The 20,375-nt window shown below is 43.2% G+C and carries 17 protein-coding genes; 12 read left to right on the forward strand and 5 right to left on the reverse strand.

Going from position 1 to position 20,375, the window contains the following annotated elements; all coding sequences use genetic code 11:
- Positions 1 to 18: 18 nt before the first annotated feature.
- Positions 19 to 492 (reverse strand): GAF domain-containing protein, encoded by a 474-nt coding sequence (locus tag R7F07_RS16015; protein ID WP_005377433.1) that lies wholly within the window; start codon positions 490 to 492, stop codon positions 19 to 21.
- Positions 493 to 584: 92 nt separating this feature from the next.
- Here R7F07_RS16015 and R7F07_RS16020 point away from each other — a divergent pair, with 92 nt between their 5' ends.
- From R7F07_RS16020 to rsmF, 4 genes are all read left to right on the forward strand, one after another.
- Complete coding sequence (locus R7F07_RS16020) at positions 585 to 2,381, forward strand: ABC transporter ATP-binding protein (RefSeq protein ID WP_005377431.1); 1,797 nt, start codon at positions 585 to 587, stop codon at positions 2,379 to 2,381.
- Positions 2,382 to 2,405: 24 nt separating this feature from the next.
- The gene (locus R7F07_RS16025; protein WP_005377429.1) at positions 2,406 to 3,656 is read left to right on the forward strand and encodes a paraquat-inducible protein A; all 1,251 of its coding nucleotides are present in this window, start codon (positions 2,406 to 2,408) and stop codon (positions 3,654 to 3,656) included.
- Positions 3,649 to 6,297 (forward strand): MlaD family protein, encoded by a 2,649-nt coding sequence (locus R7F07_RS16030; RefSeq protein WP_017821870.1) that lies wholly within the window; start codon positions 3,649 to 3,651, stop codon positions 6,295 to 6,297. Before R7F07_RS16025 ends, R7F07_RS16030 begins: the two co-directional genes overlap by 8 nt.
- A gap of 150 nt (positions 6,298 to 6,447) precedes the next feature.
- The gene (gene rsmF / locus R7F07_RS16035; protein WP_017821869.1) at positions 6,448 to 7,884 is read left to right on the forward strand and encodes a 16S rRNA (cytosine(1407)-C(5))-methyltransferase RsmF; all 1,437 of its coding nucleotides are present in this window, start codon (positions 6,448 to 6,450) and stop codon (positions 7,882 to 7,884) included.
- Between the two features lie 283 nt (positions 7,885 to 8,167).
- Here the strand turns inward: rsmF and R7F07_RS16040 are convergent, their stop codons facing one another.
- Positions 8,168 to 9,001 (reverse strand): S1 RNA-binding domain-containing protein, encoded by an 834-nt coding sequence (locus R7F07_RS16040; RefSeq protein WP_017633794.1) that lies wholly within the window; start codon positions 8,999 to 9,001, stop codon positions 8,168 to 8,170.
- 192 nt (positions 9,002 to 9,193) lie between these two features.
- Between R7F07_RS16040 and R7F07_RS16045 the strand changes: the two genes are divergently transcribed.
- Positions 9,194 to 10,546, forward strand: a complete 1,353-nt coding sequence (locus R7F07_RS16045; protein ID WP_005377421.1) for a hypothetical protein — start codon at positions 9,194 to 9,196, stop codon at positions 10,544 to 10,546.
- Positions 10,547 to 10,579: 33 nt separating this feature from the next.
- On the opposite strand, the gene R7F07_RS16050 is transcribed toward R7F07_RS16045, so the two are convergent.
- Complete coding sequence (locus R7F07_RS16050) at positions 10,580 to 11,077, reverse strand: DUF4442 domain-containing protein (RefSeq protein ID WP_033905329.1); 498 nt, start codon at positions 11,075 to 11,077, stop codon at positions 10,580 to 10,582.
- A gap of 372 nt (positions 11,078 to 11,449) precedes the next feature.
- Between R7F07_RS16050 and R7F07_RS16055 the strand changes: the two genes are divergently transcribed.
- Both R7F07_RS16055 and R7F07_RS16060 read left to right on the forward strand, forming a co-directional pair.
- Positions 11,450 to 12,508, forward strand: a complete 1,059-nt coding sequence (locus R7F07_RS16055; RefSeq protein ID WP_005390197.1) for a 3-deoxy-7-phosphoheptulonate synthase — start codon at positions 11,450 to 11,452, stop codon at positions 12,506 to 12,508.
- Between the two features lie 21 nt (positions 12,509 to 12,529).
- Complete coding sequence (locus tag R7F07_RS16060) at positions 12,530 to 13,012, forward strand: YajQ family cyclic di-GMP-binding protein (RefSeq protein WP_005377415.1); 483 nt, start codon at positions 12,530 to 12,532, stop codon at positions 13,010 to 13,012.
- A gap of 101 nt (positions 13,013 to 13,113) precedes the next feature.
- Here the strand turns inward: R7F07_RS16060 and R7F07_RS16065 are convergent, their stop codons facing one another.
- Entirely contained in the window at positions 13,114 to 14,034 is a 921-nt protein-coding gene (locus R7F07_RS16065; RefSeq protein WP_005377406.1) for a bifunctional precorrin-2 dehydrogenase/sirohydrochlorin ferrochelatase, read from the reverse strand.
- Positions 14,035 to 14,494: 460 nt separating this feature from the next.
- Here R7F07_RS16065 and R7F07_RS16070 point away from each other — a divergent pair, with 460 nt between their 5' ends.
- The 5 genes from R7F07_RS16070 to R7F07_RS16090 all read left to right on the forward strand — a co-directional run bounded on the left by R7F07_RS16070 (position 14,495) and on the right by R7F07_RS16090 (position 19,730).
- On the forward strand, positions 14,495 to 15,523 hold the full coding sequence (locus tag R7F07_RS16070) for an amino acid ABC transporter substrate-binding protein (RefSeq protein ID WP_005377403.1): 1,029 nt from the start codon (positions 14,495 to 14,497) through the stop codon (positions 15,521 to 15,523).
- A gap of 217 nt (positions 15,524 to 15,740) precedes the next feature.
- The gene (locus R7F07_RS16075) at positions 15,741 to 16,946 is read left to right on the forward strand and encodes an amino acid ABC transporter permease (RefSeq protein WP_005377402.1); all 1,206 of its coding nucleotides are present in this window, start codon (positions 15,741 to 15,743) and stop codon (positions 16,944 to 16,946) included.
- 1 nt (position 16,947) lies between these two features.
- On the forward strand, positions 16,948 to 18,045 hold the full coding sequence (locus R7F07_RS16080; protein WP_005389988.1) for an amino acid ABC transporter permease: 1,098 nt from the start codon (positions 16,948 to 16,950) through the stop codon (positions 18,043 to 18,045).
- Between the two features lie 23 nt (positions 18,046 to 18,068).
- Entirely contained in the window at positions 18,069 to 18,818 is a 750-nt protein-coding gene (locus tag R7F07_RS16085; RefSeq protein WP_005377400.1) for an amino acid ABC transporter ATP-binding protein, read from the forward strand.
- A gap of 249 nt (positions 18,819 to 19,067) precedes the next feature.
- Positions 19,068 to 19,730, forward strand: a complete 663-nt coding sequence (locus R7F07_RS16090; RefSeq protein WP_025766607.1) for a Bax inhibitor-1/YccA family protein — start codon at positions 19,068 to 19,070, stop codon at positions 19,728 to 19,730.
- Positions 19,731 to 19,806: 76 nt separating this feature from the next.
- On the opposite strand, the gene R7F07_RS16095 is transcribed toward R7F07_RS16090, so the two are convergent.
- A complete protein-coding gene (locus tag R7F07_RS16095; RefSeq protein ID WP_025766606.1) occupies positions 19,807 to 20,181 on the reverse strand; it encodes a chromosome partitioning protein ParB in 375 nt (124 codons plus the stop codon).
- Between the last annotated feature and the right edge of the window lie 194 nt (positions 20,182 to 20,375).

The raw sequence follows: 20,375 nt of genomic DNA on the forward strand, positions 1-20,375 counted from the left end.
CCACACTCGAAGGCTAATTTATGCGTCGTTCGCGTGTGAATTAAGCAGCTTTTCTACTTCAACCATGAAATGAGTGAGACCTTCTTCGTCTGTTTCATTAAATCGGCCAATACTTGGACTATCAATATCAAGTACACCAACCACCTTTCCATTAATAGAAAATGGAATCACAATTTCTGAATTGCTCGCTGCATCGCACGCAATATGCCCCTCAAATTCGTGAACGTCGTATACTCTTTGTATAGTATTAGTTTGTGCAGCAGTACCGCAGACGCCTCGACCCATTGGGATACGAACACAAGCTGGTTTTCCTTGGAACGGACCAAGAACAAGCTCTTCACCTTTTGTTAGGTAAAAGCCTGCCCAGTTAAGATCGTCAAGTTCCATGAAAAGCAATGAGCTCAAGTTTGCTAGGTTCGCAATAAAGTCTGGTTCAGACTCAATTAGAGCAACAGCTTGTTTGGTTAGTCTTTGGTATTGTTCTAAGTTCATATTAACTTCCTACTTACTATAAAAGCTTCCATTCTCAATGTATGGCGCTAAAATGCAGCCCTACTTTATAATAGGACTTATTCTCAATTACAATGCTTCTGAAAAATGACACTATTAGCCGTTCTTGGTTGATAACACAAGTAAAAAAGCACAAGTCCAAGCTGATCATAGCGAACTTGATAGCGGTGCTTGCAACCTTGATTAGTGTTCCAATTCCCCTCCTCATGCCTTTGATGGTTGATGAGGTCTTATTGGACCAACCTGCAAAAGGCTTAGATGCCATGAATGCCATTCTCCCTGAAGCGTGGCACACTCCGACAGGCTATATTTTCTTTACCCTGTTCTTGGTTGTTCTTATGCGAGCTGCGAGCCAAGGATTAAATATCCTTCAAAGCCGACAATTTACGCTTGTTTCAAAAACCATCACGTTTGAGATGCGCAGTAAAATGATCGACAAACTCGGCCGTATCAGCATCCGACAATACGAGACCAAAGGTAGCGGAGGAATCAACGCACACCTTATCACTGACATTGAGACCATTGATAAATTTATTGGTTCTACGTTAGCAAAATTCGTTATCAGTTTTCTGACTGTTATTGGTACTGCTATCGTTCTACTTTGGCTCGATTGGCGACTTGGTCTGTTTATCCTGTTAGTTAACCCTATTGTCATTTACTTCTCACGTAAACTAGGCAGTATGGTTAAACATCTGAAACGGAAGGAAAATCATTCTTTTGAAATTTTCCAAAACCGTTTAGTTGAAACATTAGATGGAATCTACCAACTACGCGCGGCCAATAAAGAGCGAGAATTTCTCCAGCAACTCAAAGACAGTGCGAACCAAGTTCGCGTTGATGCAGACAAGTATGCTTGGCAATCTGAAGCGGCTGGTCGCGTTTCTTTCCTTCTCTTTTTGATCGGCTTTGAATTATTCAGAGCTGTCGCAATGTTAATGGTCATGTTCAGTGACCTTACTATTGGTCAAATATTTGCCGTTTTTGGTTACCTATGGTTCATGCTGTCTCCTGTTCAAGAGTTGCTTGGGATTCAGTTTTCTTGGTACAGCGCTAAAGCCGCATTAAAACGCATCAACGACTTATTAGAGTTAGAAGAAGAGCAGAGACCGGTTCCTAAGGTAAATCCTTTCAAAGAAGGTAGAGAAGTTGATGTTAAAGTAGAAAACATTAATTTCTCTTACAATAATGAAAACAAAGTCCTAGATAATCTTTCTTTACATATGCCGGCAGGAAAGAAAGTGGCGTTGGTTGGTGCAAGCGGCGGTGGTAAGTCGACCTTGATACAATTACTTATTGGGGTTTACCGTCAAAACTCCGGTAGCATTCGCTTTAATGATGAATTAACAGAAGATATTGGCTTTGAAGTAATTCGCGACAAAATTGCCGTGGTATTACAGCAACCTATACTATTTAACGACACCTTGAGGCATAATCTAACGCTTGGTGGTAATTTTGACGAAATGTCACTTTGGCGTGCGCTTGAAGTGGCTCAGCTGCATGATGTAATTTCTCAACTTAACCACGGCTTGGATACTCAAGTTGGTCGTAATGGCATTCGTTTGTCAGGAGGTCAACGACAACGGCTTGCCATTGCTAGAATGGTGCTGAGTAATCCTCAATTTGTTATTTTAGACGAAGCCACGTCTGCGCTAGATACCGCTACTGAAGCGGCTTTACACAAAGCACTGACCGAGTTCTTACGTGGTAGAACAACATTAATCGTTGCGCACCGACTATCCGCTGTTAAACAAGCCGATTTGATCTACGTGCTTGAAGATGGGAAAGTGACGCAAACAGGTACTCATGGTGAGTTAGTTGAGCAAGAAGGCTTATATCAAACCTTATATGGGGGCATACAGTCCCACGCTTAAATCGTTCAAGCTAGAGAGGTCGTTATGACCTCTCTGTCTAAGCACGCCATGCAACCCAATAACGTACGTCTGTGCCAAGGTTGTGAATTGCCTGTCGACATCGTCGACTTACCCCATGGCAAAAATGCACACTGCCCTCGTTGTGGTACACAATTATATCGCGGAGGTAGCCCTAGCCTCTCTGGTAATCTAGCCGTCGCGATAACCTGCATCCTACTATTTATTCCATCGCACTTTTTTAACTTTATTAGCATCCGACTCTTTGGTGTGATGATTCCGGCAACCCTACCTTCAGGGATGATCACATTGATGGAAGAAGGATTTGTTCTTCTTTCATTGCTCATTCTATTTTGTAGCTCTCTTGCGCCACTGACGGTTTGTGTTTCAGTGGTAACGGCGCATATTTCTTTACATCAACGATGGTTCCGTGGGCTTCGTATCTCACTGTGGCTAATTCAACATTTGAAGCATTGGGTTATGTTAGATGTGTTCTTAGTTAGCATCGCCATTTCCTGTTTTAAACTCCAAGATTATTCCGACATTTTCGTCGGTCCAGGGTTAATTGGTCTGGTTCTTTTGCAGATATTTACCGTTTTGTTAGTTTCAAGAATCAGCGTGCGTCGTTATTGGGAAGCTTGGAAACCAGAAAGTTTATATGCTTTTGAGCATAAAGATGTGCATTGCCATGAATGCCACTTGTCCCAACCTGAAGGTGACCATTGCCAGCGTTGTCATCACGAGTTATATCATCGCAAGCCAAACTCCATTCAGAAAACATGGGCTTACCTCATCGCAGCAACGGTCGCCATCTTCCCTGCTAACCTGATCCCTATTTCCATCTTGCTTACCAATGGTAAGCGTTTGGAGGACACTATTTTTTCAGGCGTGGCTGGTTTGGTAAAAAGCGGCATGTATGGAATCGCTGCGATCATTTTTGTTGCCAGTATCGTTGTCCCGGTGATTAAAATACTTGGGCTCGCCTACATCATGCTTTGCATCCAATTCAAACGTTCGGTGTTTAAGAGACAACGAATGATGGTTTACTTTGTTGTTAAATGGATCGGTAAATGGTCTGTGATGGATTTGTTTGTTATTTCTATCATGATGACGTTAGTCGATCGTGGTCAGATACTGGATTTCACACCAGGATATGGCGCGGTAGCATTTGGTGTTGTCGTTGTATTGACCATGCTTGCAGCAGAAAGTATTGATCCAAGGCTAATCTGGGACCAAACAAGCCCAAAACAATCAGAAAAAGAGTCAATGAATGAGTGATCAGAACAGTTCTCAAACGTCATACGTACCAGATGTAAAGCGGAGTAAAGGCATATCTCCTCTTTGGCTGTTGCCAATTTTGACCATGGTCTTAGCTGGCTGGCTTGTTGTGAAGTCGATACACGATGCAGGACAACGAGTGCAAATCTATTTTTCTGATGCCGCTGGTCTTGTCGCCGGCCGAACCACTATCCGTTACCAAGGATTAGAAGTCGGCATGGTAAGAGACATTAACCTCACCGAAGATCTCGGCAGTATTTATGTCGATGCTGATATCTATCCTGAAGCTGCAAAGTTACTGAACGATAAAACACGCTTTTGGTTAGTAAAACCAACAGCTAGCCTAACGGGAGTTTCCGGACTGGATGCGCTCGTCTCAGGTAACTACATCTCGATTCAACCCGGAGATGGTCAAGAGTTTGAGACAACATTCCATGCGTTAGACTCTGCCCCAACAGATTTACGCGTTTCTCAAGGTTTGAATATTAAGCTCAAAAGCCGTGATTTAGGTGGTGTATCGGTTGGCTCTCAAATTGTTTATAAGAAAATCCCAATCGGTGAAGTGTACAGTTACCAGCTAGATGAAGATGCAAAATCTATCACTATTCAAGCCAACATTCAGGATCAATACCGACATATCATTAACAACCGCAGTCGATTCTGGAACGTCAGTGGAATTGGTGCCAGCATCGGTTTTGAAGGTGTCGATGTAAGACTAGAAAGCATGAGTGCCTTACTAGGTGGCGCCATCGCCGTCGACTCTCCGGATGATGGTGAGCCTGTAGAAGAGAACACCGAGTTCCGTTTGTATAAAGATTTGAAAACTGCTGGTCGAGGCATCGCGGTTAAAATCGTCCTACCTGATGACAGCAAGATCAGCGGAGAAGGCGCTCCAATTATGTATCGCGGAATCGAAATTGGCCAAGTTACGGACTTGAGCCTTTCCGAAGGCCGAGAAGTGATATTGGCGTCAGCGGCAATTCAACCCGCTTTTAGTGACATGCTGACGACAGGTACTCGATTTGTCTTAGAAGAAGCAAAAGTGTCCCTCTCTGGTGTAGAAAACATTGCTAATTTAGTGCGAGGGAACTTCTTAACGATCGTGCCGGGCGCGGGTGAACGCTCTCGCCGCTTTACTGCCATTCGTAAAAACGTGTTTAACCAACAGCAAGAAAAGTCCATCGCGATTCGGTTGGTGTCCGACAATTCGTTTGGCCTAGATAGCGGTGCCAATGTACTTTATAAAGGCATCGTTGTTGGTTCAATCATCAAAGTGGGCCTAGTTAAGGAAGATAAAAAATCACAACACGAAGTATTTATGGATGTATTGATTGACCATGAATACAAACATCTGATCAAATCAAACAATCGTTTTTATGTAACCGGCAGTGCATCAGCAGAGTTAACTGAATCCGGGCTCAGCGTTACCGTTCCTCCAGCAAAGCAGTTGTTAACCGGGTCAATTAGTTTTGTGAGCGAAGGCAAGCAGGATATTCAAAAAGAGTATCAACTGTTCCAAAATGAATCATTGGCTGAATTGGCGCAGTACAATCAAAGTGGCTCTAGGGCTCTAACACTATTTGCTTCTGAATTGCCGCCGATTTCCAAAGGCAGCCCTCTACTCTATCGTAATCTTCCAGTTGGTAACGTCTCCGATTTCCAGCTAGTTGATGGCGGAGTACTAATTAAGGCTACTATCGAAAACCGCTTCGCTTATCTTGTAACGCCACAAACCGTTTTTTGGAATCGTTCAGGGATTGAGATAGATGCATCATTAGCCGGAGTCAGTGTGAAAGCGCACCCTTTAAAATCGTTAATCGAAGGTGGCATCGCTTTTGACTCCGTACCAGGCGTTGAAAACAAAATCGGAGAAAACTGGAAGCTGTATTCTGATCAAAAAACCGCTCGCAAGTTTGGGCGCGTCATTGCTTTAGAAACCGACGGTTCGCAAGAGATTGCTAAAGGAATGCCGATTGAATATCAAGGTGTTAAAGTTGGTGAAATCACTCTGGTTGTACCGAATTTTCGTCGTAACATGGTTGAAGTCACTGCAAGGATCCTACCTGAATACGTAGAAAACATTGCAGTTGAAGGCTCACATTTTTGGCTAACTGAACCAGAAATTGGTTTAGGTGGCGTTAAAAACCTCGGGGCGTTGGTTTCGAAATCCATCAGTGTTGAGCCAGGTAAAGGTAAAGCTAAATTTGATTTTCAATTAGAAAATAGTTCAGAACGCGTGCATGGAATCATGTTTACGTTACAAAGTGAACAGAGAGGCTCAGTACAAGTCGGTACCCCTATTCTTTACCGCCAGATGGAAGTTGGCCAAGTGACCGACGTAAGCCTAGGAGAATTTGCTGATCGCATCCTCACGACTATCAAAATACAGCCTGAATATGCTTACCTCGTTCGTCAAAACAGTGTGTTCTGGAATGTTTCAGGAGTAGATGTTTCCATCGGGCTTACCGGCGCTAACATCAAAGCGGGAACCTTTGATAGTTTAGTTCGCGGAGGAATTGCGTTTTCAACGCCAGAGCAATCGACTATTCCACCAGCGGCAAAGAGTGGGCAATCTTTCTTTTTGTATCCACAAGCTGAAGAAGGTTGGACTCAATGGCGTACAGCAATTCCGAAGCCGTAGAATAAAGCTCAATTCACGTAAAATTGAAGTTTGATCACTTTAAAAGAGCAGCAATCGCTGCTCTTTTTTATCGCTCGGCCCTTGTCACTATTCGTTTCTGCTTCGCTTTCGTATATTATTTGCCACAAATTCTGCAAACGAGATCCCACATTGCATCCTAATGTTTACATCCCAGACGCGTTTCTGGAAAAAATCCAAACTATCCTTCCTGCTCACCTCAACATGGAAGACTTTATCGCGTCGTGCCAAAAGCCACTGCGCAAAAGTATTCGAGTTAATACGTTGAAGATCAGTGTTGAAGCGTTTCTAGAACGAGCAGAAGCAAAAGGCTGGAAGCTTTCTCCTGTGCCTTGGTGTGACACGGGGTTTTGGATTGAAGCGGATGAGTCAGTTGTACCATTAGGCAACACAGCAGAACACATGTCTGGCTTATTCTACATTCAAGAAGCCAGTTCGATGATGCCGGTATCTGCTCTGTTTATGAATGATGAATCTTACGATGCCGTGTTAGATACCGCAGCCGCTCCAGGCTCAAAAACCACTCAAATTGCAGCTTTAATGAACAACGAAGGTGTACTTGTGGCCAATGAATACGCCGCAAGTCGTGTAAAAGTACTGCACGCTAATGTGGAACGTTGTGGGGTACGTAACGCCGCACTAAGTAACTTCGATGGACGCGTTTTTGGCGGTTGGCTACCAGAACAATTTGATGCGGTTTTGCTCGACGCGCCTTGCTCTGGAGAAGGCACCGTTCGCAAAGACGAAGATGCGATGAAAAACTGGACGCAAGCTTCCGTACTCGACATCGCTGACACACAGAAAGATCTTATTGAAAGCGCCTTCCATGCATTAAAGCCCGGTGGTGTGATGGTTTACTCAACATGTACGCTCAGTACAGAAGAAAACCAACAAGTTTGTCAACACTTGAAAGAAACCTTTGGGGATGCTGTAGAGTTTGAAAGCCTTGAGAACTTGTTTGAAAACGCAGAGGCAGCTCTAACTGAAGAAGGCTTTTTGCATATTTTCCCACAGGTCTACGACTGTGAAGGGTTCTTTGTTGCAAGAATTCGCAAACTGGCTGCTGTTGAGGCGCCAGAAGTCAAAAAGCGCATGGGGAAATTCCCCTTTGCTAAAACTTCAAAAAAAGAATCGACAGAAATTGCTCAACAACTCCAAAGCGCGTTAGGTATTAAACTTCCAAATGACAGTTCTGTATGGCTTCGCGATAAAGATGTCTGGTTATTCCCTAATGCTTTAGAAGCGATGATCGGCGAATTACGCTTCTCCCGTATGGGTATAAAGATCGCGGAAGCCCATAAAAATGGCTACCGTTGGCAACACCAAGTCGCGACTGCCCTGGCGACAGGTTCTGAAAGCAACGCCATTGAACTCAGTATTGAAGAAGCGCGCGAATGGTACATGGGGCGTGATGTTCGCCCACAAACCATTCCTGAGGGAATGAAAACAGGTAAAGGCGAAGTGCTTGTCACCTATCAAGGCGCAGTTATTGGCCTTGGCAAGTGGGTAAGCAACCGAATAAAGAATGGTCTCCCTCGCGAATTAGTACGAGATAAGAACTTATTTTAAAAGACGTAACGAACCATAAATAAATGAAAAGCCATCGTATTTGCGATGGCTTTTTAATTCGTAAGTATGAAAGCAAGTGGGCTCGCTAGCGATCCGGACACGCTGTACTAAACTAGTTGTATCAAAGTAATGCTTTGATGTGGCATTTCTCTCTATGTTCACCAACAAAATTATTGTTGGACAAGTTTAGCGCAGGCTCTGCGGAGCCGTTTCCCCTAGGCCCAAAAAAAGGAAAAGTTTGGGCCGTTTTTTTGGCTGTAGTTCCACTATACGTGAGTTTGGACTACGCTAGACGAATACCGTCTTTCTCAATGACAATTTTACCCTGCTTGTATAAGCCACCGATGGTCTTTTTATAAGTCCCTTTACTTGTGCGGAAAGCATCAAAAATCGCTTCAGGAGAAGACTTGTCATTCAAAGGCAAAAATCCGCCTTTCTTCTCTAGCAAGTCAAGGATCTTACTAGAAAGATCGTCCATTTTCGCCACACCGACTTTTTGTAGAGCAAGGTCGATTTTGCCATCTTCACGAATGTGCTTAATAAAGCCTTTCAGCTTTTTACCGATGTAAAGCTTACCAAAAACATCCGATGGGAAAATCATGCCCCAATGCTTACCATTAACGATAGCTTTATAACCAAGTTGACTACGCTCTGCGATGATCAAATCAACTTGCTCGTTAACTTCATAATTCGCTGGAGTTTTATCTAACCATTTATTGAACTTAGTCGTACCAACAATGCGACCTGACGCTTTGTCGGTATAAACATACACTAAAATGGTTTGTCCGGCAGAGAAGCGAGTGCGTTGCTCACTAAAAGGAATCAGTAAGTCCTTTTCTTTGATGCCCCAATTTACAAAAGCACCTGTCGCATTCACACCCTCAATCTTCATTAAACCCCATTCACCCACTTGGGCAATTGGTCTTTCAATGGTCGCAGCAAGTTGGCTTTCTGAATCGAAGTACAGAAATACGTCTACATGCTCACCAATTTCAGTACCCTCTGGTACATACTTACTAGGTAGTAGAACAGAACCGTAATCATCGCCATCCAGAAATACGCCAAAATCAGCCTTTTTAATGACTTCTAAGCTGTTAATTTGACCAATTTTAATCATTGATTTTGTCTCTTTTTAAATTTACGTGGAATTATACCTAAACTAACAAGAAAATCAGAGAGAAAAGCATAGTGCTCTGTTATGCTGTTGTCGTTCAGCTATATGCCCCAGTCACTCTTTTAGCACTCTTATACTTACCTGCTCAACGGAACGCATAAGTTAAGAATGCTTTAGCAAAGTCAGGAGCTTTCTTTGGTCACCGTCGATAAACAAGACTCAATAACATTAAAAATCAGTCATGCACTCGCAAAGAGCAAAAGTGTCGACCTAGATATTTACTTTTTTATACCTGGTGAGCTTGGTTTAAACGCCGATATCATCAGTGAATCCGAATTTTATTACACCTCAATCACACAGCAACGATCTTATTACAGTACTGAAATCCTTCTTCCGCTAGTACACAGTCGACTTGCCAAACGTGGACGCCTGTCGAATCAGCAATACCGAGTAAGTTTGAGTTTGTTCGCTTACCAATACGTTATCGCGCTAGACAAAGCGGTAGCAAGTTTAAACAAGCATGAGAACAACTCCGTAACGGAAGATGAAGTGGACGAAGTTATCGAGCTCACGCTTGAGATCTTAAAGCGCTTGCGGCGTTCTATTCCTTATGAAGAGAACTTAAAACGCTACTACGTTAACATCGATAACTATCTGTCTTGGTATACCGAGCAAAAGTTCCTGTCACTGGTGGCTCATCTCCCACGTGAAGGCGACTATGGCACGATCAAGAAGCGCCTGATCACGCTATGTGAGAAAGAACAAGCCCATCGTAAACTCAACAAATACAACTCATCAAGAGTCGTTGAAGACGTTACTCGCCTATCTAACAAAATGCGCTTGCTAAGGCGATTGATTGAACACCCTATCGTGCTTCGTGAAGAAACCATATCGATGGGTAACAACATTAAGCGCGCTATCAAAGGTATTGCAACCGGTTTGGTGATGGTTGTCGTGACCTCGACCGTGATTCTCGCTCGCGATTATCTGGGGGAAATTTCTGCCTCATTCATTATCGCGATGTCTTTTATTTACGCTTTACGAGAAATCTTTAAAGATGATTTACGCGATGCCATGTGGCGATGGATCCGTAAAGGCAAGCCAAAATGGCGTAAGAAGTATGTTGATCCAACGACGAAAAAAGTGGTTGGCAAAAAATTGGAGTGGCTCGATTATCGCACCTTAAGTAGCTTGCCGGATAAGATTCAAAGAATACGGAAAAAGCGCGTCGTGCAACGTGAAGAGCAGATTCTTCATTATCACGAGAAAACCGAAATGGCGACCTCTCTTTTCTTGAGTGGTTACGAACAAACGAGAGAAACATTGAACATCAGTTTGCGCCCTATCATCCGCTTGATGGATAAAAGCTCAAACCGAGTTTACCGTTTAAATGAAGGTCAAGTAACCAAAGAGTCAGTAGAGAAACGTCATTTGCTCAATGTGATTGTCAAAGAGGACAACCACACCGATGAGCCTGTTTATTACCGCTGGAAAGTGGTCTTAAATCGCTCCAAAATCGTCTCTATCGAGAAGATTGAACTCAATTAAGCCACCACCTTTAAACAAACGAGCCACAAACCACTAGGCAGCCTCTTTTCTTTGTTTGGCTGCTTTTTTTATCGAAAGAGTAAGCGAGAATTCAGCCATTGGCTCGTCACCATGTAAGTTAGGACACAGCGCGACAATTTTTACGTCACGATTTACTCGTTCACCCGTTGCCAAGGTGTGCTCGAGCATCTCATCAATGACATGACCATCGTTACAAACAAAGTGCACATCGGCTTCCGGGCGCTTTAAAAACTCGGCTTTCACACCTTTAAATGCCAGCGAGATCGCTTCTCCCTTTTCTTGCGCTTTACTCATAGCAAGAAAACCACCAGCAACATCAGCGCCAACGGCTAAAGCACCGAAATACATGCTATTCAGGTGGTTCTTCGTCCTTCTGCGCAATGGGATACGAACCTCAACATGCTTGCTATCTATCGCAATGATTTTAGGGTGGCAAAGCCAAATCAGCGGCACTTTTGAAAAGCCAAACAGATTTAGATACAAATTCGCACGACGTAGAGCTGATAACATTTTGGTCTCCTTACCAATCTAGTCAGACCAGTTAATCAACGAAAGAAATAGATGTCAAAGAAATGTTAACAAAAGCTCGATCTCACGAGTTATTTAACCCTCAGGAAGTGACAGCGTCACCCGTGAGGTATGAAGTTTATCGCAGTTACTTAGATTACCTTACAGCGAGATAGATAAAATGGTTATAAATTCAAATGTATATATATTGATTTAATGATCAAGTTTTGTCATTTATACATAAGTCATTTAAATGAATACCTACACCTTTGTATACAATTCGGTATTTCCTGGCGAAGATTCCCGTGAAACGGTTTATTCCTGCCTGTAATTCCGTTATCTTTACCCCTTCGCAATAGAGAATAAAGCTATAACATGCCTATAAAAACAGATGAATTGAGAACCCAACCTTTGGGTCCAATGCCTACCCCAGCAGAGCTAGGTAGTGTACATCCTATTACGGATGACGTTGCAGACCGTATCGCTCAATCTCGTCGTCAGATTGAAAACATTTTATCGGGTGAAGACGATCGCCTTCTTGCGATTGTAGGTCCGTGTTCTGTTCACGACACTGAAGCTGCCATTGATTACGCCACTCGCCTGAGTGAAATCCAAGACAAGTACAAAGACGAACTGTTTATCGTGATGCGTACTTACTTTGAAAAGCCTCGTACAGTAGTTGGTTGGAAAGGTTTGATTACGGACCCTAACCTAGATGGTTCTTACGCACTTGAAGCTGGTCTTCATAAAGCTCGTAAACTACTACTGGATATCAACAAGCTTGGTCTTGCGACTGCTACTGAGTTTCTTGATATGATCACTGGCCAATACATCGCGGATTTGATCACTTGGGGCGCGATTGGTGCTCGCACAACGGAATCACAAATTCACCGTGAAATGGCGTCGGCACTATCTTGCCCAGTTGGTTTCAAAAATGGCACAAATGGCAACGTAAAAATTGCAATTGATGCAATTCGCGCATCGAAAGCATCGCATTACTTCTACTCGCCAGATAAGAACGGTCGAATGACGGTTTACCGCACAAGTGGCAACCCTTACGGTCATATTATTCTGCGCGGTGGAGAAAAAGGCCCTAACTTTGATGAAGCATCAGTCAAACAAGCATGTGATGCTTTAGCTGAGTTTGGATTGCCACAACGTTTGGTTGTGGATTTCAGCCATGCAAACTGTCAGAAGCAACACAGAAAACAAATCGACGTAGCTCAAGACATTTGTAACCAAATTAAGTCAGGCAGCACTCGTATTGCGGGTATCATGGCAGAAAGCTTTATTCTTGAAGGCAATCAGCCAATGACTGACATCAATAACCTAACGTATGGTCAGTCTATTACAGATCCATGCCTAGGTTGGGAAGACACTGCTACAATGCTAGATATGCTGGCAAGCGCTGTTAAGTCCCGAAAGTCCCTATAACAAAATAATCAAGGAATCTTCATGCCATCGTTTGATATTGTTTCTGAAATCGATACGGTTGAACTACGTAACGCCGTTGATAATGCTAACCGTGAATTGTCTACTCGTTTCGATTTCCGCAACGTAAATGCGAGCTTTGAGCTAGTAGAAGAAAACGTAAAAATGTCTGCGGAAGGTGACTTCCAACTTAAGCAAATGCGCGACATTTTACGCGGCCACTTAGCGAAGCGTAACATTGACGCGAACGCAATGGATGCACAAGACCCAGACGTTACTGGTAAAAACTGGCACCAAACTCTGCTTTTCCGCCAAGGTATTGATACTCCAACGGCGAAAAAAGTAGTGAAACTTATCAAAGACGCAAAGTTAAAAGTACAAGCTTCTATTCAAGGCGACAAAGTACGTGTTACCGGTAAGAAACGCGACGACCTGCAAGCGACAATGGCAGCGATTCGTGAAGCAGAGATGGGTATCCCATTCCAGTTTAACAACTTCCGTGATTAATCAATCTGAGAAGTAAATAAAAACGCCAGCGCATAATCCGCTGGCGTTTTTTATTGGCTTTAGTGTAACGAACTACGTATCCACTTTAGCATTTGGCATTGCTAGATAACTAAGTCCTGTCCTTGCAGCAATACGAATTCGCTCGTTCCTTGTGGTATGAACACGCAAATTCGAAGCTTTTCAGCTTTAGCCTTGGCCAGCATATCCGAAAGCTCAGCAGCGCTCGAGAAAGCTTCTCTTTCTGCATCTCTTCGTATTAGTTCTAACACATTCGCTTCACATCGAGTTGAGTACAGAGCCAGCTCCGCTTGTTGCATATAGCGTACGGCTTTTATTGGCAACATCTCAACATCTTTCCCAACATGAACCCAAGTACAACTTCCCTTTTCATCTAAAGGTGTTGCCATGGTCGCTTGGTAAATTGCTTCTAACTCACGATTATCTCGCGCGTTTTCCACCTCGGGGTTCGAGAAGAATTGCTCCCAAAACTTGCGGCGTAAATCGACACTAGGCAGCGCCTCTTTAATTGAGTTTCGCTTTGAGTTAGCAAAGTCCGCCATCAACCCCATGTTTTGTGGCAGTATCGATTCAAGTTTTTCACGGATGTTTCGAATTAAAACTGGCGAAGCTCCACCACTAGAGATTGCGATTTGGATGCGGCCACGATTAATCATAGACGGCGTGATGAAATCACAATAAGGCTTATCATCCACAACGTTAACCAAGATGCCTAGCTCTTTGGCATCTTTGTACACTTGGTGATTTAGCTCAGGATTGTCTGTCGTCGCCCACACTTGAACAAAGTTTTTAGTGACAATGTCACTCGAATAGAAACGTTGTACCCAGCGCAGTTGATGCTCAGAAGCAAGCTTAGACAGAAAATCAACCAACGTCGGAGAAACGATAGTCACATCCGCCCCAGCCTTTAGCAACGCTTCCACCTTTCGGCTTGCCACCTCACCGCCACCCACGACGAGAACGGGTTTATTAATTAAATCTAAGAACAGAGGAAAATATCGCATTTCAATCCATGATTACTCTAATTAGCTGTTGTAGACCATGCTACCAAAAATGGGGCAAGCTCATCACCCTGTTTCGGTATCACAAATAATTTTTGTTTGAATTTTTACTGAACTTCACCTTGCTCAGCTAATGACAGTTTTAATAACAACTTTTTATTCTTTTGTATTGTTCACTCTTCTATTGATTGTTCTGATGCACCAAATTGTCCATGAATTGCACTATTTACAAACAATTAACATTTCGTCATTCTAAATCTCAAGGCACTTTGTAAGTTCTCTCAAAACTTCATTTAAATTATATATTTGAGAATTAACAGATCCTTTCCTACGCTTATAACTGGTTGATCTATCGAATGCCGTTTCTTCGAAAATCAATCACGTAGGACGATAACTCTAACGAATTGGACACGTTATTTCAGGTCACTCCTGATTAAACATGGATCATACAGGAAGGATACAAATGGCAAATAAACTCACAGTTCTTGCTTCCGTCGTAGCGGCTTCTACTGCGATGATGGCAACATCAGCTCAAGCAGCAGACACTACTCTGGACAAAGTCACAAAACAAGGCTTTCTTACTTGTGGCGTAAGTACCGGTCTACCTGGTTTCTCTAACCCTAACTCAAAAGGCGAATGGGAAGGTATCGACGTAGAATATTGCCAAGCACTGGCTGCAGCCGTTCTTGGGGATAAAACGAAAGTTAAATATGTACCCCTAACCGCAAAAGAACGTTTCACTGCGCTTCAATCTGGTGAGATTGATGTGCTTTCCCGTAACACGACCTGGACTCTCCACCGTGACACTGCACTGGGCCTAAACTTCGTAGGTGTGAACTACTACGACGGTCAAGGCTTTATGGTGAAGAAGGAACTTGGTATATCAAGTGCTAAAGAGCTTGATGGTGCGTCGGTATGTGTTCAATCAGGTACAACAACCGAGCTAAACCTTGCAGATTATTTCCGCAACCAAGGCATGGCGTACAAACCAGTGGTATTCGACACAGCGGCGCAAACTTCGAAAGGTTTTGATGCGGGACGCTGTGACGTACTAACAACTGACCAATCTGGCCTTTATGCACTACGTTTGAATTTGAAAGATCCGTCCTCTGCGGCCGTTCTTCCAGAAATCATCTCTAAAGAGCCACTAGGTCCAGTCGTTCGTCAAGGCGATGATCAATGGTTTAACATCGCTAAGTGGACATTGTCTGCGATGATTAACGCTGAAGAATACGGTATTAGTTCGAAGAATGCGGATGAAATGCTGAAGTCAACAGATCCAAACATCAAACGTATCCTTGGTGTTGATGGCCCTAAAGGCAAAGGGTTGGGTATCCGCGACGATTGGGGCTACCAGGTTATCAAACAAGTTGGTAACTATGGTGAAAGCTTCGAACGTACAGTCGGTACTGGTTCGCCGTTAGAAATCTCTCGTGGCGTTAATGCGCTATGGAATGCAGGCGGCTTTATGTACGCGCCACCAATCCGATAGAAAGAGTTAATCAGGGCGGTTCATGCCGCCCTTTTTCTTGATTATATCTCACTGTATGAGTAAGGATCGCTCATTGGATGGCGAAAAGCGCTCGCTTGGTGGAACGGCTTTAAAGGTTCGTACGTCACCAGACATGGAGCGTTATTCTTTAGCCAGCAAGGACGAAACTTCTTTATACAGGCCGATATCTATAACTAAGGTTTGAGGTTATCGCTGTATGAAACCGACACAAGATGCATCGCCAAGTACGATGTCCAAACCAAGCGGAAGCAAGAGCCTGATTTATAATCCTGCCTTTCGTTCTGCTATTTTCCAGATCATTGCCATTGCTGCACTGGTATTTTTCTTTTACACGATTGTAAACAACGCTCTCAATAACTTAGATGCTCGTGGTATTGCAACGGGCTTCGGTTTTCTGAATCAAGAAGCCGGGTTTGGTATTGGGTTAACACTAATTGAATACGATGAAACGTACTCTTACGGTAGAACATTTATCATCGGCCTTCTTAATACGGCGTTAGTCTCCGTATTAGGTATTATTCTGGCTACTGTGATTGGCTTTACCATGGGGGTTGCCCGCCTTTCTTCTAACTGGTTAGTTAGTCGTTTAGCGGCAGTTTATATCGAAACTTTCCGAAATATCCCCCTTCTTCTGCAAATATTCTTCTGGTATTTCGCTGTTCTTCAAGCATTACCCTCACCACGCCAAAGCTTAAGTCTTGGTGAAGCTATTTTCCTGAACGTTCGTGGCTTATATTTCCCTGCACCGACTATGGAACCCGGCAGTAGCTACGTTATTGCCGCGTTAATCTTCGGGGTAATCGCAAGCTTATTAATTAATGTATGGGCGAATAATAAGCAACGTCTCACTGGGCAACAAACCCCAATGGGAAGAATAGTTTTGGGTTTAGTTGTTGGCCTTCCATTGGTTGTGTACTTCCTTGCTGGTATGCCAATTTCACTGAATTATCCTGAACTAAAAGGGTTTAACTTCCGAGGTGGTATTAGCATTATTCCTGAATTGGCTGCGCTACTTTTGGCATTGAGTGTTTATACAGCTTCTTTCATTGCTGAGATTGTTCGCTCTGGTATTAATGCGGTTAGTCATGGTCAAACCGAAGCAGCGATGTCGCTAGGCTTACCACGCTCGAAAACTTTAAAGCTTGTTGTCATTCCTCAAGCGTTACGAATTATTATTCCACCTTTAACCAGTCAATATCTCAACCTCACCAAAAACTCATCGTTAGCGATGGCGATTGGTTACCCAGATCTTGTCTCTGTGTTTGCTGGTACTACCCTGAACCAAACGGGACAAGCGATTGAGATCATTGCGATGACGATGGGCGTGTACTTGACATTAAGTCTGATTACGTCTGCATTAATGAACTTGTATAACCGTAAAGTCGCGCTGGTGGAGAGATAATATGAGTACTCATCAATTTCAACCGGATCTCCCACCACCCGCCAATACTGTAGGCTTCGTTGGTTGGATGCGGAAAAATCTATTTAATGGCCCTATCAATTCCATTGTTACTGTCATTCTTGCGTATATTGTCGTAACTGCAATATGGTATATCGTGGATTGGGCGTTTATTAACGCAGACTGGATTGGCTCAACGCGTGACGACTGTAGCCGAGATGGTGCTTGCTGGGTATTTATCAGCGTGCGCTGGGAGCAGTTCATGTATGGTTTTTATCCAGAGTCCGAACTATGGCGCCCTCGCCTTTTCTATATCACATTAGCCATATTTACCGTTTTACTCGCGTATGAGAAGACACCGAAACGGATGTGGATTTGGCTTTTCTTCGTAAACATCTATCCATTCATCATCGCTGGGCTGTTATACGGGGGTGTCTTTGGACTAGAAGTGGTCGATACACACAAATGGGGTGGATTACTCGTTACGCTCATTATTGCGTTAGTTGGTATCGTAGTTTCACTGCCAATTGGTGTGGTGCTTGCGCTTGGTAGACGTTCAGAGATGCCGATCATTCGCAGCATTTGTACCGTCTACATTGAAGTTTGGCGTGGCGTTCCGCTTATTACGGTTTTGTTCATGGCTTCGGTTATGCTTCCATTGTTTATGTCTGAAGGTTCAGAGACAGATAAACTGATTCGCGCCCTTATCGGTGTGGTTATGTTTGCCTCCGCTTACATGGCAGAAGTGGTACGCGGTGGTCTACAAGCCATTCCGAAAGGTCAATATGAAGCCGCTGATGCGCTTGGGTTAAGTTACTGGAAAAAGACTGGGCTTATTATCTTGCCACAGGCGCTAAAGATTACTATTCCTTCTATCGTGAACACCTTTATCGGTTTGTTTAAAGACACCAGTTTAGTACTCATCATTGGCATGTTTGACGTACTCGGTATAGGACAAGCAGCAAATACCGACCCTGAATGGTTAGGTTTTGCTACTGAAAGTTATGTATTTGTCGCGTTAGTGTTTTGGGTATTTTGTTTTGGCATGTCACGCTATTCGATATGGCTTGAAAACAAACTTCATACCGGTCACAAACGATAACTCATCAAGATCAAGGACGTATTATGACGCAACAACAAGATTACATGATCCAATTGAAGGACATGAATAAATGGTATGGTGAGTTTCACGTACTAAAAAATATTAACCTCGACGTTAAGCGCGGCGAGAAAATCGTTATCTGTGGCCCATCTGGGTCGGGAAAATCAACGATGATTCGCTGTATTAACCGCCTTGAAGAACACCAAGCAGGCAGCATTTACGTCTCTGGTACGGAATTAACTGAAGACTTAAAGAACATTGAAGCAGTACGCCGAGAAGTGGGCATGTGCTTTCAACACTTTAATCTCTTCCCTCATTTAACCGTACTGGAAAACTGTACGCTCGCGCCTATCTGGGTGAAGAAGATGCCAAAAGATGAGGCAGAAGCAGTTGCGATGAAATATCTGGAACGTGTAAAAATTCCAGACCAAGCGGAGAAGTATCCCGGTCAGCTGTCTGGTGGCCAGCAACAACGTGTGGCGATTGCTCGCTCTTTGTGTATGAACCCTAAAGTCATGCTTTTTGATGAGCCAACATCTGCACTCGACCCGGAAATGGTTCGCGAAGTACTGGATGTAATGGTCGAACTCGCCGAGGAAGGCATGACTATGCTATGTGTGACACATGAAATGGGCTTTGCTAAAGAAGTTGCCGATCGCGTGATATTCATGGACGCAGGAGAGATCATCGAAGAAAACAACCCGGTCGACTTCTTTGAGAATCCTCAATCGGATAGGACCCAAAACTTCCTAGCGCAAATCTTACACCACTAAGATTTAGCCGAATCGACATAAAAAAGCACTGGTTTCTATGAAGCCAGTGCTTTTTGTTACTAAATTCAAAAATCTGTGTAAGAATCAACATAGCTATGCTAGGCAGTAATATTGTGTTACAAGTTGCCAAATACATAACATCTTATTTCTATTATTATTTTATCTAAGTTACGTATGGTTAGGGCTTGATTTTTTGAACTTTCAATCCCATAAATGTACTTAAAAGAAAGTCTCTTATCGAGGAAGATTATGAACAGTCCAATGTTTACCCGCACTTCAACTCAAGAAAGTGCTCTACAAACGAACAAAGTATTGCGTAATACTTACGCTCTACTTTCAATGACACTTTTATGGTCGGCAGTCGTTGCTGGCGTTGCAATGGCATTTAACCTTCCACATCCAGGTATCATCCTAATGCTGGTTGGTTTCTACGGCCTATTATTCTTAACAGAGAAAAACCGTAACAACAGTCTTGGCCTTGTGTTTACGTTCCTATTTACTGGCTTCTTAGGTTACACCGTTGGCCCTATTCTAAACATGTACATAGGTGCAGGCATGGGCGATATCGTATTAACCGCACTCGGTGGTACGGCACTATCTTTCATGGCAGCATCGGCATACGCACTAACAACGAAACGTGACCTATCGATGATGGGTGGCTTAATGCTATCACTATTTGTTGTGCTGGTTGTGGGCATGATTGCAAGCTTCTTTATTCAATCAACCCTCTTACACTTGGCGTTGAGCAGCTTGTTTATCATTTTCTCTACTATGGCGATCCTGATGACAACACAAAGCATTATTCGTGGCGGTGAAACAAACTACATCTCTGCGACAGTAACTTTGTATGTATCAATCTACAACATCTTCATCAGCCTACTAAGCATTCTAGGTATTATGAACGACGATTAATCGTTTCTCGTTAAGTAGAATAAAAAAGCCCGAAGGTAATTCCTTCGGGCTTTTTCTTTGTGTGCAATTCAGTGTATTACGCCTGCTCTACTGACAACTCGATAACTTCGTCAGCTTCTGGATTTTCTCTAAAGCGTCTCACTTTGATCGTTTCCTCTCCTAACATGATTTGCTTGGCGATTCGGTGCATACCGTCAAAAACACGATAGTCACTGGTTAAGATTACCGGATACGACAAATCAGCATTGTTGATTCGTCGGCAATGTTTTGCAATTTCACGGCAGGTTGGCTGTGGCCCTTCATGACTAAACCAAGTCACTTCATTTGGGCCTTTTATATCATCAATCGCAATTTCTTCTACAGGTAAGGATTCTGCAAGTTGCCAAATTCGCTCGATGGACCAAGTGGATTTTACATTGTCATTAATCTCAATGTAACGTTGTTTCGACATGACTAACTCCTTGTCATCATTGTTGTTTCTAACCTGAATACAGGCTTTTCATCAATCAAAGAGAATATCGGTCTATGAAAACAAACACAACGTTGTCAGCTATTCATTCACCCATAAAATCCCATAATCAGACAAGTAGCCAAGAAAAAACCAAAACAAAAATGAATAAGCCTGGATATCCATGCAATTTCGTT

Origin of the sequence: Vibrio sp. YT-16 (genome assembly GCF_033337405.1) — a bacterium.
In the GTDB taxonomy this organism is placed as follows: domain Bacteria; phylum Pseudomonadota; class Gammaproteobacteria; order Enterobacterales; family Vibrionaceae; genus Vibrio; species Vibrio alginolyticus.

Bases quoted from the DNA above. Each gene is read 5' to 3' on its own strand.
- R7F07_RS16095 (WP_025766606.1), bottom strand. From the start codon at position 20,181: ATGTCGAAACAACGTTACATTGAGATTAATGACAATGTAAAATCCACT.
- R7F07_RS16055 (WP_005390197.1), top strand. From the start codon at position 11,450: ATGCCTATAAAAACAGATGAATTGAGAACCCAACCTTTGGGTCCAATG.
- R7F07_RS16030 (WP_017821870.1), top strand. From the start codon at position 3,649: ATGAGTGATCAGAACAGTTCTCAAACGTCATACGTACCAGATGTAAAG.
- R7F07_RS16070 (WP_005377403.1), top strand. From the start codon at position 14,495: ATGGCAAATAAACTCACAGTTCTTGCTTCCGTCGTAGCGGCTTCTACT.
- R7F07_RS16040 (WP_017633794.1), bottom strand. From the start codon at position 9,001: ATGATTAAAATTGGTCAAATTAACAGCTTAGAAGTCATTAAAAAGGCT.
- R7F07_RS16050 (WP_033905329.1), bottom strand. From the start codon at position 11,077: ATGTTATCAGCTCTACGTCGTGCGAATTTGTATCTAAATCTGTTTGGC.
- R7F07_RS16080 (WP_005389988.1), top strand. From the start codon at position 16,948: ATGAGTACTCATCAATTTCAACCGGATCTCCCACCACCCGCCAATACT.
- R7F07_RS16025 (WP_005377429.1), top strand. From the start codon at position 2,406: ATGACCTCTCTGTCTAAGCACGCCATGCAACCCAATAACGTACGTCTG.
- R7F07_RS16075 (WP_005377402.1), top strand. From the start codon at position 15,741: ATGAAACCGACACAAGATGCATCGCCAAGTACGATGTCCAAACCAAGC.
- R7F07_RS16020 (WP_005377431.1), top strand. From the start codon at position 585: ATGCTTCTGAAAAATGACACTATTAGCCGTTCTTGGTTGATAACACAA.
- R7F07_RS16090 (WP_025766607.1), top strand. From the start codon at position 19,068: ATGAACAGTCCAATGTTTACCCGCACTTCAACTCAAGAAAGTGCTCTA.
- R7F07_RS16015 (WP_005377433.1), bottom strand. From the start codon at position 492: ATGAACTTAGAACAATACCAAAGACTAACCAAACAAGCTGTTGCTCTA.
- R7F07_RS16065 (WP_005377406.1), bottom strand. From the start codon at position 14,034: ATGCGATATTTTCCTCTGTTCTTAGATTTAATTAATAAACCCGTTCTC.
- R7F07_RS16060 (WP_005377415.1), top strand. From the start codon at position 12,530: ATGCCATCGTTTGATATTGTTTCTGAAATCGATACGGTTGAACTACGT.
- R7F07_RS16085 (WP_005377400.1), top strand. From the start codon at position 18,069: ATGACGCAACAACAAGATTACATGATCCAATTGAAGGACATGAATAAA.